The organism is Microcoleus pseudofavosus SVA1_A4, assembly GCF_036700565.1.
GTDB lineage: Bacteria > Cyanobacteriota > Cyanobacteriia > Cyanobacteriales > Microcoleaceae > Microcoleus.
The window spans coordinates 98,385-112,135 of sequence record NZ_JAUBPE010000012.1 but is presented as its reverse complement, the minus strand read 5'-3'; the positions used below and the strand labels follow the sequence as shown (position 1 = coordinate 112,135).

The 13,751-nt window shown below is 47.1% G+C and carries 10 protein-coding genes; 7 read left to right on the top strand and 3 right to left on the bottom strand.

Features of this window, described 5'->3' with window-relative positions; translation table 11 throughout:
• Positions 1-186: 186 nt before the first annotated feature.
• The 3 genes from QUA02_RS07915 (at position 187) to QUA02_RS07905 (ending at position 4,608) form a co-directional block, all read left to right on the top strand.
• Positions 187-426, top strand: coding sequence for a hypothetical protein (locus QUA02_RS07915; protein ID WP_333026524.1), 240 nt, complete (start codon positions 187-189; stop codon positions 424-426).
• Between the two features lie 449 nt (positions 427-875).
• A complete protein-coding gene (locus QUA02_RS07910; protein ID WP_333026523.1) occupies positions 876-3,812 on the top strand; it encodes a PAS domain-containing protein in 2,937 nt (978 codons plus the stop codon).
• Between the two features lie 298 nt (positions 3,813-4,110).
• Positions 4,111-4,608, top strand: coding sequence for a hypothetical protein (locus tag QUA02_RS07905; protein ID WP_333026522.1), 498 nt, complete (start codon positions 4,111-4,113; stop codon positions 4,606-4,608).
• 66 nt (positions 4,609-4,674) lie between these two features.
• On the opposite strand, the gene QUA02_RS07900 is transcribed toward QUA02_RS07905, so the two are convergent.
• From QUA02_RS07900 to QUA02_RS07890, 3 genes are all read right to left on the bottom strand, one after another.
• Positions 4,675-5,040, bottom strand: coding sequence for a response regulator transcription factor (locus tag QUA02_RS07900; RefSeq protein WP_039886668.1), 366 nt, complete (start codon positions 5,038-5,040; stop codon positions 4,675-4,677).
• A gap of 339 nt (positions 5,041-5,379) precedes the next feature.
• Positions 5,380-7,710: a GumC family protein gene (locus tag QUA02_RS07895; RefSeq protein ID WP_333026520.1), complete on the bottom strand. Its 2,331-nt coding sequence runs from the start codon at positions 7,708-7,710 to the stop codon at positions 5,380-5,382.
• A 136-nt stretch (positions 7,711-7,846) separates the two neighbouring features.
• Positions 7,847-9,328 carry a polysaccharide biosynthesis/export family protein gene (locus tag QUA02_RS07890; protein ID WP_333026518.1) on the bottom strand — a complete coding sequence of 494 codons (1,482 nt, stop codon included), beginning with the start codon at positions 9,326-9,328 and terminating at the stop codon, positions 7,847-7,849.
• A gap of 61 nt (positions 9,329-9,389) precedes the next feature.
• On the opposite strand from QUA02_RS07890, the gene QUA02_RS07885 reads away from it, so the two are divergent.
• From QUA02_RS07885 to QUA02_RS07870, 4 genes are all read left to right on the top strand, one after another.
• The gene (locus tag QUA02_RS07885; protein WP_333026517.1) at positions 9,390-9,617 is read left to right on the top strand and encodes a hypothetical protein; all 228 of its coding nucleotides are present in this window, start codon (positions 9,390-9,392) and stop codon (positions 9,615-9,617) included.
• 27 nt (positions 9,618-9,644) lie between these two features.
• Positions 9,645-11,063, top strand: coding sequence for an O-antigen ligase family protein (locus QUA02_RS07880; RefSeq protein ID WP_333026515.1), 1,419 nt, complete (start codon positions 9,645-9,647; stop codon positions 11,061-11,063).
• Positions 11,064-11,182: 119 nt separating this feature from the next.
• Positions 11,183-12,517 (top strand): flippase, encoded by a 1,335-nt coding sequence (locus tag QUA02_RS07875; protein WP_333026514.1) that lies wholly within the window; start codon positions 11,183-11,185, stop codon positions 12,515-12,517.
• Positions 12,514-13,737: a hypothetical protein gene (locus QUA02_RS07870; protein ID WP_333026512.1), complete on the top strand. Its 1,224-nt coding sequence runs from the start codon at positions 12,514-12,516 to the stop codon at positions 13,735-13,737. The genes QUA02_RS07875 and QUA02_RS07870 overlap by 4 nt, the downstream gene beginning before the upstream one ends.
• Positions 13,738-13,751 lie beyond the last annotated feature (14 nt).

Genomic DNA, 13,751 nt, shown 5'->3' with positions numbered 1-13,751 from the left:
TTATTGATAAGTTAGATTTAGACCCGGATTTGATTTTAAATCACCCTAACCTTCCTTCAGTCTTGTCTTATGGTACTCTGGCTGCTTAAAAACTGTCCGAACTATTGATTATTAAGCTAATTTTTTCTTTTATTTTACCTAGAACGATCGCACTTTCGCAAGAGGTCTATTACCTAAAATTTCAGGATGTTCCCGTTCCGGGAGTATTCATACCTTGATTCAGCAACGCCGATTTTTGGATTGTTCGATCGCCTGCACGGTCAAGAAGTGTATCCAGGGACGGGCATTGGGCTGGCGCTCGCCAAGGAGTCGATCGGATGGCGGCGCGATCGGGCTGGAATCGACTCTGGGAACCGGTACCCGATTCTGGGTAAAATTACGCAGTTGCGAGTCTTGAAGAGGGAAGTTCGGCAACCGATTGCGTAGCGTATTTAACGGATTTAACGGAAGTCCGGCAACGGGCAATGTACGGGATTTAACGGATTGAACGGATGAGTTTCCAGGGAAGAGGTTCGAGGATTTATAACAGTAATACTGCGATCTAGCTTAAAGTATCGATCGACTCGCTTCCTCACAGTAGAAATGAGAACAAAGAAGTAGTATAGTGAAGTTTAACTCAGATATTGCACGGTTCTCACCAGAGCAGGTTTTATAACCTGTTATACAACAACTTAATTAATTTGCTTGGGGGCCGGCCCCTAAAAGGCTTGTTGAGGAGACTGGAAGCTGCGAGATATAATCACGTATAAGCAAATACAATCAACATATATGCAAGTCTAATTAACCAGCCCACTAAATATTGAAATTATTGGATTGCTCAATAACATATTCTTTGATTTAAGAATGTTTTCGCCCATACAAAAAGTAAAAACCCCATGCTGTCAATTCTATTAATCGACGACAACCCGAACGATCGCCTGACGATCGATCGAGAATTGAGGAAAACTTTTCCCGATGTAGAAATCAAGTCGGCTATTGATGCCCAAACTCTCGAACAAATCCTGGCAGCCGGGGGTTTTGACCTGGTAATTACCGACTGCCAAGTGCGCTGGAGCGACGGATTAACTATTCTCAAACAAATTCAAAGCCGCTACCCGAATTGTCCGGTAATTATGTGTACTGACAGCGGCAGCGAACAAGTCGCAGTCGAAGCGATGAAAGCGGGTTTGAGCGATTGCGTATTCAAAGGGCGGCACTTCAAGCGACTGGCTCTGGCCGTGGGCGAAAGCTGGAAAAAACAGCAGTTGCGCGAGAACTATGCGAAAACATCGGCGCAGTTGGCAATTTCGGAGGAAAGACTGAGGGGGGCGCTCGAAGCCTCGAAAATGGGAATTTGGGATTGGAATCTATTAACTGGCGAGGTGGTTTGGTCGGAGGGACACGAACTGTTATTCGGGTTGGCAAAAGGCAGTTTTGCGGGAACTTACGCGGCGTTTTGTGCCTGCGTTCACCCGGATGACTTGGACTCGATCGCCCGGGCTGTTGCCTTTGCTTTAGAAAACAAAATAGAATACCACCACGAATTTAGAGTTATTTGGCCCGACGGCAGCCTGCACTGGATCGCGGGTAGGGGCCAGTTTTTTTATGATGATACGGGTAAATCGGTGCGGTCGATCGGCGTGGTTTGGGATATTACCGATCGCAAATTATCGGAAGCGAGGGTGCAAGAAAGCGAGGAAAACTTGCGCTTTGCCTTAGAAGCAGCTAACACGGTGGCTTTTACCTGGGAGCTGGCATCCGGGGAAGTCCGCCGCTCGTCCAATGCCGAAACACACATTGGTTTTGGTCCAGACAGCACCGTCGGTACTTTTGAGCAAAAAAAGAATGCGGTGCATCCAGACGATCGCGAAAGCTTTTTGGCAGATGTGGAGGCAGCACTCAGCGGCGCGGGAGTTTACGACTCGGAACACCGCCACGTGCGCCCCGACGGTTCGGTGATTTGGCTTCACGACAAAGGACGGGTGGTTTTTGACGCATCCGGCAAACCTGTTCGGCTGTTCGGCGTGGCGATCGACATTACGGCTCGCAAACAGTTAGAATACGACCGCTCGCGCGCCGTGGCGCGCGAGCGGTCGTATTTGCGCAGCCTGCAACAGTTAACCTCCGCGTCAGTTGCAATCAACTCCACGCTGTCGGTGGCAGAAATACTTCAGTTAGCGGCAGATAGCGCCCGCCAAATTCTAGAAGTCCACCAGGTAGCCGTCAACCTCAGCCCTGCCGCCAACTGGGATGCGGGAATTAGCAAGTTTTCCCTGTCAGAAAAATACGCCCAGTGGCAAGATTACTGCCAAGAGCCAGACGGTACGGGCATTTACCGGGAAGTTTACCAGCAGCAACGGGCGATGCGGATGACTCAAAGCGAGTTAGAGGCTCACCCGGGCTGGCTGGGGTTCGGCAAGGCTGCGGGCAAGCACCCGCCGATGCGGGGCTGGTTGGCGGTACCGCTGACGGCTCCCGACGGCAGAAATCTGGGATTGATTCAGTTGTCGGACAAGTACGAGGGAGAGTTCGCCGAAGATGACCAAAGTATTTTAATGCAGTGGGCTCAGGCGGTGTCGGCGGCGATCGAAAATGCCCGGCTTTACGAGGAATCTCAGCAGGCAAATCGGATGAAAGATGAGTTTTTGGCAACTCTTTCTCACGAGCTGCGATCGCCTTTAAACGCGATTTTAGGCTGGGCGCAATTGCTGCGGCAACGCAGTTTCAGTCCGGCTGTTACTGGGCGGGCTTTGGAAACCATCGAGCGCAATGCTAAATTGCAAACTCAATTGATTGAGGATTTGCTAGATATTTCGAGAATTATTCGCGGCAAGTTGACTTTGAATCCTTGTCCGGTAAATTTGATTTCGATGGTGGAAGGAGCGGTGAATACGGTGGGGTTGGCGGCCGATGCTAAGTCGATCGATTTGCGGTTGGCAATTGTCGATTTGGGCTTGGAGACTGCTGAATTTTGGCAGCCCGGGGAAGTTTCAGGCGCTCGTGAATCTCAGTTAAATCCGAGATTTTTGGTGTCGGGAGACCCCGGCCGCTTGCAGCAGGTGATTTGGAATTTGCTCGCGAATGCGATTAAGTTTACGCCGCGCGGGGGGCGAGTGGAAATCCGCTTGCAGCGACTTGATGCGGAGGTTGAGCTGGCTGTTACCGACACGGGAATTGGGATTGCTGCGAATTTTTTGCCTTACGTGTTTGAGTCTTTCCGGCAAGCGGATGCTACGATTACTCGCAATCATAGCGGTTTGGGGCTGGGGCTGGCGATCGTCCGGCAGTTGGTGGAACTCCACGGCGGCGCGGTTTGGGCGAGCAGTCCGGGATTGGATATGGGATCGACTTTTACTTTCCGTCTCCCTTCGATGCAGATAAATTCGAGATCCTCTGAGGAAGCGCAGAACTTAGCTGGCGGTGGTAATTTACTGGGCGTTAAAATTTTGGTGGTTGATGACGAGGTTGATTCGCGGGAGTTTATGATGTTTGTCTTGGCAGATTCCGGGGCCGCTGTCAAGGCTGCATCGTGTGCTGCTGAGGCGTTTGAGGCGGTTTCGGAGTTTGTGCCGGATGTTTTGGTCAGCGATATCGGAATGCCGGAGGAAGACGGCTATTCGCTGCTGAGAAGGCTGCGCTCTTTGAACGCCCAAAGGGGAAAGAAATTTTGGGCGATCGCCCTGACGGCTTATGCTAGGGATGAAGACCGCGATCGGGTTTTTGCTGCGGGTTTCGATCGGCATCTGGCTAAACCTGTGCTGCCCGATGTCTTGGTGGAGACTATAGTCAGTTTGAGCCGTGCCGGCGCTAACAATTTAAACAACTCAATATAAAACCGAGGACTTTAGTCCTCATAAAACCAAAATAAAATTGGTTTGTAGTGAGGACTAAAGTCCGCATAAAACCGAGGACTTTAGTCCTCACTACAAACCTATAATGCTGATTAACCGGCACTTGATATCTATAGGAATCGCTCTACTCAAAAATATAAAAATTTGTATTGTTAAAACAATTGAATATTTTCTGCTGGGGCGTTGCTCCGACAGCGCCCCAAATCGGCAATTTCAATGCCGATTACCTGATTGGTTTATGCTAATATGCTAAAATATCCCAAAACCACGCGGTAATTAAGTGGACAAACTTGAGACAGACATAGAGGCAATTTGCTCTGAGATTGAGGCCTTGCGCCGGGAACGCCAGCAGCTTAGCATTGGTGCTGCTGCCCCCGTCAGCGATTCGCCCCAAGCGATCGCGGATGCTTACCGCCGTCACGCGAGGGAAACAGCACAAGTGTCGGCAGAAGTTAAGGGGATAGATGATGCGATCGCGGCTCTGTCTGCTCAACTGAATCAAAAACAGCAGCAGTCGGTAAACTTGCAAAGAAGCAGTCCGATGGAGGAGCAAGTTGAAGAAGGAAGAGTTCTCGCTCGCGGACACGCGGAACGGATTAACGAACTGGCTGGGGAATTGGCGGCCGAAGTGAAGGAACTTAAAGCCATTGCCGACCAAATTAGCCCCAGCTACTGGCAGGTTTATTACAAGCCTTTTATTACTGGTTTTAAGAGTATTTCTGTTCCCTACGTGCGATCGGACGGGGATGTTTGGACTATTGTCAATCGAGTAGTTTAGAGAGGCTGCGGGAGCAGAAATAAGAAGCACTCAAGACAATTTTTTTCCTGTCCCTATTCCTCGACCTCAACCGCGCAGCAGTTGCTTGATAGTGCCGACCAATTCTTGAGGGTGAAATGGCTTAGCGATGTAAGCGTCGGCTCCTTGTTTCATTCCCCAGTAGCGATCGAACTCTTCGCTTTTGCTCGAACACATTACCACCGGCAAATTCTGAGTTTTGGGGTCGCTTTTGAGCCTGCGACAGACTTCGTAGCCGTTCATCCGGGGCATCACGATATCCAGAACGACTAAATCCGGGCGGTTGGCCTTGATTTGCTCTAGAGCTTCTACGCCATCACTAGCTACCGTGACGTTGAGTCCCCTACCTTTGAGCAGGTCGGCGATCATCTCCCGCAGAGTGACGCTATCATCAACAACCATAACTGTACTCATAGAATAATCCCTACCAAGTTTCTGGGTTGAAACGTTCACATTAACGTTTACATTGTTCACCTTCAAAGGTGTCTTTTCCTGATTGAGATTGCGCTCTGCTATATGTAGTTTACCCACTTTTGCTGATTTCCCAATCATTTTCTGAAGAATTACCGCGAAATAAATAAAGATCCGCGTAATTTCGGTTGACTATTGAGCCTCTGTCCGTTAGTCTATCATTTTCTTTCTCAAATGGTACTTTTGTCAAAAAATGAGAGTGCAGCTTGCGTTGTGCGTTTCCAGTCGAGGGCGGCAGCGCGCCGCTCGCTGCCTGCATCAAAATTTGTCTAATTATGATGTCTAATTAGGATTTTTCGTACCTAAAGCAGATATTTTTTGGTCGTAGAGCGTCTCTAAACCTACCGGGCGCTGCCGGTAGCTGCGATCGGAGTTGTTGCAGCCGTTAGCAACGATTCCCAAGACGGAAGCTCCAGAAATTTTTAATTCTTCTAAAACTCTGCGAACTTGCGCTCGGTCTGTTTTGGCAATTTGCACGACCATAATCGTAGCGTCTGTGTGAGCTGCGATCAAGTGGGCGTCTGCCAAGCCTGCTAGCGGCGGGGTGTCATAAATCACTAAGTCAAAAAATGCTTGAAATTGCTCCATCAGATACTGCATTTTTTTGGAAGAAAGAAGCTTGATCGGATCGGGGGGAATTTGGCCGGCGGTGAGTACGAACAAATTGTCTTGGTTCGGTGCTCGCTGAATCGCGTCGTTGAGGCTGAGGTCTGTGGAGATGGCATCACCCAGGCCGCGGACGTTTGGCAGTCCTAACTTAGCGTGCAGTTGCGGGCAGCGCAAATCTGCATCTACTAACAATACTCGCTGTCCGACTGCTGCTGCTGTGGCGGCCAGGTGCAAAGCTACTGTTGATTTGCCGTCTCCGGCTACTGCCGAGCCGACTAAAAGCGATCGAATCGCCGTACCTGCGCTGAGCAAGTGAATGTTCGTGTAGAGCGATCGAAATGCTTCTAAAAATTGATAGTCCAAGTCGCTAAAAATACTTTTCCCCAGCATTGGAGCAGTACGTTGAGCTTCGCCCGGTTCGAGAACTTCCACTTTGGACGATCGAGCCGATGTTAGTTTCCTGGGTCTGGCTGGCGGTCGGCGCTTGACTTTTTTGCTAAACGGAATCACCCCGATCACCGGCAATCTTGTGGCTATTCTCACTGCTTCTGGAGTGTGGAAAACAGTGTTTAGCACCTCTACAAGCAAGCCGATTGCTATGCCCAGCAGACCGCTTAAAATTACTGCCAGCGCTAACTGTTTTTTGGTTTGTTTGACGGTAGCTGTTATGTACTTGCCGAATTTATCTAGCGGAATTTCTGGAGGATTGATCAGCACCCAGGGTATTTGCTGCTGAGCCGCATCTATCCGCAAGGCTTCTCGTTTTGCCAAGAAGTCCGACAAGCTCTTAGTAACTACTTGCTGTTCCCTCACTAAATTGTCGTATTGTCGCGTGGTCACTGAAAAATTTCTAATTTTTTGGTTGAGTTCCTTTTGCAATGCAGTCATTTCGCGATCGCGCGACTCAACTTCTTGGATTTGGCTATTTAAATTTGCCATCACCACTTCTTTTGCTTGTTGACTGGCTGTTAAAATCAGTTCTTCCCGACTTTTTCGCAGTGCTACAACGGGCAAACTGTCATCTCTGTACTGAGCTAATTTTAGGGATAGGTCTGAGTCTATTTTCTGGATTTGACCTAAGAGTCCGGCGTAAGCTTGTCCTTGAGTCATCAACACGCCAACGGGGTTATTTTCATTGACTAATTTTTCATAGCTTTGGTAGAGAGTACGCATCCCCCTTAACTGTACTTGGAGTGATACTTGCTGTCCCCGAATGCTTTGAACCTGTTCTGACAGAGATTTTCCCTCTAGCTGGGGGTCAAACAAATTGCTTTGCTGCCGCAGTCTTTGGACTTGTAGTTGCAGGACTTCGACTCTTTCTCGGAGCTTGGGCATCTCCATGTCTATAAATTTAATGCCTTGATTAATGCCCGTCAGCCGTTGTTGCAGGCTGTACTCTAGATAAGTTTTAGAAACTTTATCCAAGACGCCGTAAATTTTATTGGGGTCTGAATCTTTGTAGCGAACTTCTAAAATTTTGGTGCCTTGCTGTTTGCCATCTTTTCCGTAGCTGATGCGGCTGATCGACAGTTTTGACATCAGTTCGGTGTAGGTCATTGTGGGATTCCAAGATCGCAAGTCCTTAAGCACTGGCTGCATCATTTTGGGACTGCGCAAAATCCTAATTTGGGTTTCGTAGTCTACTAAGCTAATTCCTTCTATATTAATTTTTGCTAAGTCGGCAGCGACGGTATTGTCTAATTGTTTGGATAGCAAACCTTCAGCGGTGGCTGGTTCAACTAACAGGGAAAAGGAGCCTTCATACTCGACCGTTATCTTTTTAGAATTAACGACGATCGCTGTTCCCGCGAGGGCGCTCAAAGCAATGGTGGCTGCTGCCATGACCAGGATGCGGCGGCGCAGGACCCCGAACAGCCAGGACAAGTCTAGCTTTTCTTCTTCTGTTTCCTCGACGAACTTATCTCTGTAGTTCTGAGCCGAGAAGTCCGGCAGTTTGCCATTAGATTTGGGTGTGAAGGGTTGGTAATCTTGTCTGCTATCCATATTCAGCCTGGGTATTTTTGATGTTGATATTTTTGATGTTGATATTTTTGAAGCTGCCGCGCCGCCACGCTCGAAATTCTATTGTTTAGTTTATTCTAGCCTTTGCCACGAATTATCCACATCACCAGCAGCGTTCTTACCTGAATAAACCTCGGAGAACGTTTATAAAATTTAACACTCCGGTAGCTGGCCCGACAGGTCCGACTACAGCGTTCATTCGGTCTATGAAGTTGACGAGACCGCTGCGGGATACGATAATCATGTCGTTGTTGCGAAGTTGAGGATTGACTTCTTCGTTAATGCCTTGAGTTATATCGACTTCGATCGTCCGTTTAGTAGCTGTACCGTCGTTATTGAGGCGGACTAGCTCAATTTTATTCCTTCTAGCTCTCGTATTCTCGTAGCCAAAAAATCCTCTGGAAATTAAAGCCTGATTCAGTGTGGCATTAGCTGGGAGCCTCAGTGGATCGAGGGATGTTCTGACTTCTCCTACTACAAAAACGTTAATGCCGGCGGGAGCAAAGTTAGTGTTAGCCAGCACGCCAGCTTCTGCGGGGTTGACGATCGCGGCTTTGGGAACGACGATCGTGTCTCCCTCCTGGAGGATGGTATCTTGGGCGCCATCGCCGGACTCCAGGAACCGCCACAGGTTGACTGGGATAATTTGTTCGCCTCTTCTGGTGACGCGGCGCACTTGGATTTGCCGGATGTCGGCATCCGAGGTGATGCCCCCGGCTAGCTGAATGGCCCGGATGACTGTGGGAAAGCCTTCTCGACTGAGGTCGCTTGTGGTGTTGCCGCCGATGACCACGTAAGGCCCCGGGCGGGTGACTTGACCGACGATGGAGATCGATCGAGGTTTTTCTGGCGGCGGCGAAAAGTTGGCGATCGCAAATTGACGGGCTTCTGCTTGGTTGAAGTTGGTGACGGTGGGGATCACAATTGTGTCTCTGTCTTGCAAAATGATATCTTGAGAGATGTCTCCTTCTTGCAAGAATCTCCACAGGTTGACGGTGAGCACTTGGTCGGGGCCGTCGGGTTGGGGACGGCGGACGCGGATGTTGCGGATGTCGGCGACACCAGTAACGCCTTCGGCGAGTCTGATCGCTTGGGTGACGGTGGGGTACTGCACGCTGGGCGCGACGCCAGGGCCGGGAGTCAGGGTGATGATGAAGTTTCCGGGTTTGGTGACTTCTCCGATGACGCCGACGTTGAGGGGGCGGGCGGCGACGAGGCTGACTGTGACTACGGGGTCTTTGAGGACGCGGCGGTAGGCGTTGCGGATGATATTGGTTGCTTCTACTAAGGTGCGGCCGCGGATAGAGACCAGGCCGATCAGGGGGAGGTTGACAGAACCGTCGGAGAGGACTTCGTAGCCGCGGGTGAGTTCGGGTACTTCGAGTATTTCTACTTGGATACGATCGCCACCGCCGAGTTTGTAGCTTTCGGGCGATCGTCCAACGCCCCCAGATGGTGCTGTAACTGCGCCCGGCAGCAATCGCACTTGCGCCGTTGCAGAAAGCGGGAACCCGAGGGAAATACTCGCGCACGCGATCGTCCACAAGGTCACACTCAAGACGGGCGCGGTTATTCGTTTGGGAAAATCAGCGTTAACCACAGGCTACCTATTTTATTGGTTTGGATCATTCACCAGTTTAATCGCTTACCATTGAAATGCCATGTCGATCGCAGATACAGGGAAAAAAAATCATCAAATTTTCTTCCCCTCCCATGCAGGCACTTATGTATTCGCCAGAATTAAAGAAACCCTCGGTATTCCCGAACCCCTCTCCTCCTACCCAACCAACAGACAATTTAGATATGCAGCAGCTTACATAGAAGGCTCACGAGCGACAACTGCCTCGGTTTATTGTTATTTTGGTGGAATTAGCCCGCTGCTAAATTGATATTTTTCTCATAGAGGCTATATATTTATGGCGAAACTCATTAAAGAACTAATTCTCAGCACTAATTTGTTGCTAATTATATTGGGTTTTAGCGGATTGATTCTCACTCTGTTCATATTTCAAATTGCTAGTAAAAAAAAATTAGGTGTAACTTTTGAAAAATGGTTTGCTGTTTTGTACATCTTCATATCTCCTCACGTTAATATACCTCCTTTTAATTACCTGCATTTTATCAATCTTACTGCCACTGATGGCAGTAGTGTAAGTCAGCTTCCTTTCGTCTTTTATCCCTGGATAATGTTTGTTTTGTGCGGAAGAGTTATTAGTTTTTTCAAAAATGATTTGGTAGAAAGATTGTCATTTTTATTACTGAGAAATCCTTGTTTTTCGCTCTATTGTTGGCTACCAATAACATCGACACTGTGGTCGCTAGTTCCTGATATTACGCTGAAAGCAGGGATAGCATTTACAGGTTTTACTGTTATTTGTTTTTATGTAGGTGCGCGATATGAGTGGAACGAACTATCAGGCTTGGTGCGATGGGGCTATACCTCGATCGGTATAGTTAGTTTCTTGCGGCATCCGAATGTGGGACGGGAATTTGCAGGAATTACCAGTCATAAAAATTCTCTGGGCAGCATCATGGTTGTGAGTACAGCACTTTGGTATCTGCACTATTCCCAAGGTGCTAAAACTCAGAAAGAACGCTGGATAGCTCTACTATTCCTGTTCTTTTCATTTTATTTGGTGAGGGCTACTAGCTCTGGGGGTTCTCTAGTTAATAGTTTGATGCTCATAGTTGTAGTATCATCTTTGAGTTTCCTGAGCAAGTTAAAATTTCAATGGGCTTTTACTTCTATTGTCGGTTTTACGGTCTTGGGGATCATTAGCAGTGTTTATATAATAGACAACTTAGAATCTATTGTAGTCGGGGGTTTGGGAAAGGATTTGACCTTGACGGGGCGCACGGAATTCTGGCCGCAATTAATCGCGGCGGCAAATCAGCGTCCTTGGTTTGGCTATGGATTTGATGGTTTTTTTCAACAAGATTTAATTGGCGCGCAAACCCCAGCTTATTTTGTATATACTCCGAATGGATTTCAACCAAAAACTGCTCATAATGGCGCTATAGCAGTATTGCTCTATTTCGGTTATCCGGGACTGATACTAATCTTAGTTTCTCTGTTGACTAATCTAATTTTGGCCGTCCGGCAACTGAGCCGCAGCCCGCTATCAGAATCGGGAATACCGATTATTTTCTTAGTGTTTATTATTTTGAATAACCTTACTGAAGGTTCTCTAAGTGATATTGGGGATGTTTGGCTTGCCTACGCGTTAATAACAGTTAGACTCAGTATCGATAGTAGCAAATCTCCATCCAGCAACCGCCGCAGTTACGGACGGGATTTGCCTCCGCGATCTGCATCCAGATTAAATCCAGATTAAGTTGAGAAAGTTACCAATGAATAGAAGTATGATATATGATATTATTTAGCCTAGCTTGAGGTTAATTTCCCTGTCCTAAGCAAATATACTGATTCTCGATAAGGACTCAAAACTTTCTGATGTTAGATAAGCTAAATGCGGTCAGTCAAAAGCTCGGTCCCGGCCTCCGCCAGGTACTCGGCAATCTGGCTTGGCTGTTGACAGACCAAATTTTGCAGATGGCTCTGGGTCTGTTTGTGGGAGTGTGGGTAGCTCGATATCTGGGCCCGGCACAATTTGGCTTGCTCAATTACGCGATCGCCTTTGTTTCCCTGTTTGCCTCGGTGGCAACGATGGGATTGGGTACTCTGGTAGTGCGCGATGTTGCTCGCAATCCTGACTGCAAAGAAGAGACTCTGGGGACTGCTTTTGCTATACAATTAGCAGGCGGAATCATCACTTTACTGCTAACGGTGACAGTGATTTCGATACAAAATCCCAATGACAGTTTAACTCGTTGGCTGGTGGGGATCATCGCCGCCGGAACTATTTTTCAGTCCTTTGAAACAGTAAATTTTTGGTTTCAGTCGCAAATTCAATCTAAGTATACGGTTGTTGCTAAGAATTGCGTATCATTACTGATTGCAGGACTCAGAATCGGATTGATTCAAATCAAAGCACCGCTGATTGCTTTTGCTTGGCTGAGGTTGGGAGAGGTTGCATTGGGGGCAGTGGCGATCGCCATTGTCTATCAAAGCAAGGGAAATGATTTCAAGCTGTGGCGAGTCAGTTGGCAGCGAGGCAAACAATTGCTTCAGGAAAGTTGGCCGCTGGTGATGTCGAGCTTGGCAGTTTTTATTTATTCCAAAATCGATCAGATTATGCTCGGTTCTATAGATAAAACTGAGTTGGGATATTATGCAGTTGCAGTCAAACTATCGGAAATATGTGATTTCTTGCCGGTGATTATCGCTTCTTCTATTTTTCCTAAACTCGCACAGTTAAGAGAAAAAAATTATGCCGAATACCTAAACAAGTTTCAGATTTACTCGGATGCTATGTTATTGTTGTGGCTGGGGGTAGCCGTGCCAATCTCTCTGCTTGCTCCTTTCATAGTCCAGACTCTTTACGGCGAGCAATATGCAGCTTCAGCCAGGGTGCTGTCCATCTACGTCTGGGCTCAATTTGGCAGTAACTTCGGTATAGCTAGAAATACCTATTTTGCGTTAGAAGGTCAACTGCGATACGGTCTTTACTTGACAGTTATTGGCTCAATCTTTAATATAGTGTTGAACTCTCTACTGATTCCTAAATATGGAGCTTTTGGAGCAACAACGGCTACTTTGATCACTTATGTATATGTAATTATTTTAGTCAATTTTTTGATTAAAGAACTGAGACCTTTTGGTAATTTAATCCTAAATTCGCTAAATTTATACAAGGCGGCTTCCAGGCTGATAGGATTGATCAAATGATTGAAATTAAACCCAAGCTCCAACATCGATCTAATTGTCCCTATTCTGGCAAAATACTCAAACCTGTCAAAGTATTGTGGCAAGGTGCCCGCGTCTGTGTTGTGTCTGAGTCTCCCGCAGGCGGCGAAATCATTGACGAGTTGAGAATTGGCCACGCTGCTAAAACTGCTTACAGCATTGACTTAGCTCAAGGAAAAACTTTTGGTGATGACAAATATGCCGAAGAATTTTTAGCAAAACCTTTGCTCAACTCTCTGCAAAATCCTCAAGCCGAACAGCTAGAAATTTCTCAAGAAATTTTCAAATCTTACGATCGGGTAATCGTATTAAACTGCATTGATTATCTTTACGGACACAGCCTTTTAAAGTTGCTGAACGCACAGAGGCATTTAGAATCTCACCCAGATTTGGGTTTGATTGTCATAGTCCAAAAATTTATGAGGTGGATGGTTCCCGAAGGAGTTGCCGAAGTCTGGACAGTCCCTATATCACTGAAAAATGGTCAGTGTTACTATCCAAGTTTTGACGAGTTTGTCAGCAAACAGTTAGAACGTTTTGATGAAGTTTATGTAAGTGAAGCCTATTCTCACCCCAGTCGATTTGATATTAGTAAATTTACGGGAGTTGCCAAACATGACTTTAACAAATCAGAATATAAAATTACTTTTGTTTGGCGGGAAGATCGTCTGTGGTGCAATAAATTGCTGTTTCAAGTTTGCAGAAAGCTCAAGCTGCTGCAAATTCCTTTAACTGTTCAAAATTGGAACGTGCGGAGGTTTTTTGCAAAGATGAAAAAATTGCTTCCTTCAGCTAAATTTGCAGTGGCAGGTTTAGGGAGAAGCACTAATTTTCCTGAGTGGATTGAAGATTTTAGGGTGGATAAGTTTGATGAAACAACTGAGCGAGAAATGTGTCAGGTTTACTCAGAAAGTCGGTTGGCAATTGGCATTCACGGTTCCAATATGCTATTACCGTCGGGTCACGCTGGTATGACGATCGATATGATCGAGGAAAGGTGGGGAAACTTTGCTCAAGATATTTTATATCAAGAATCCGACCCCAGACTGTCTTCGTTTCGCTATCGATATCTGCCACTTCAAACTAGCTTGAGTAACTTAGCACATATTTCTTCAGAAATGATTCTCAAGCGATTGGATTTCTATTTTCACATGATGGGCGATTCCCTACCCTATCCTTTGGGAACCCCTGCGGGAAGATAGCTTCGCTTCACGGC

Bases quoted from the DNA above. Each gene is read 5' to 3' on its own strand.
- QUA02_RS07915 (WP_333026524.1), top strand. From the start codon at position 187: ATGTTCCCGTTCCGGGAGTATTCATACCTTGATTCAGCAACGCCGATT.
- QUA02_RS07910 (WP_333026523.1), top strand. From the start codon at position 876: ATGCTGTCAATTCTATTAATCGACGACAACCCGAACGATCGCCTGACG.
- QUA02_RS07900 (WP_039886668.1), bottom strand. From the start codon at position 5,040: ATGAGTACAGTTATGGTTGTTGATGATAGCGTCACTCTGCGGGAGATG.
- QUA02_RS07895 (WP_333026520.1), bottom strand. From the start codon at position 7,710: ATGGATAGCAGACAAGATTACCAACCCTTCACACCCAAATCTAATGGC.
- QUA02_RS07885 (WP_333026517.1), top strand. From the start codon at position 9,390: ATGTCGATCGCAGATACAGGGAAAAAAAATCATCAAATTTTCTTCCCC.
- QUA02_RS07880 (WP_333026515.1), top strand. From the start codon at position 9,645: ATGGCGAAACTCATTAAAGAACTAATTCTCAGCACTAATTTGTTGCTA.
- QUA02_RS07875 (WP_333026514.1), top strand. From the start codon at position 11,183: ATGTTAGATAAGCTAAATGCGGTCAGTCAAAAGCTCGGTCCCGGCCTC.
- QUA02_RS07870 (WP_333026512.1), top strand. From the start codon at position 12,514: ATGATTGAAATTAAACCCAAGCTCCAACATCGATCTAATTGTCCCTAT.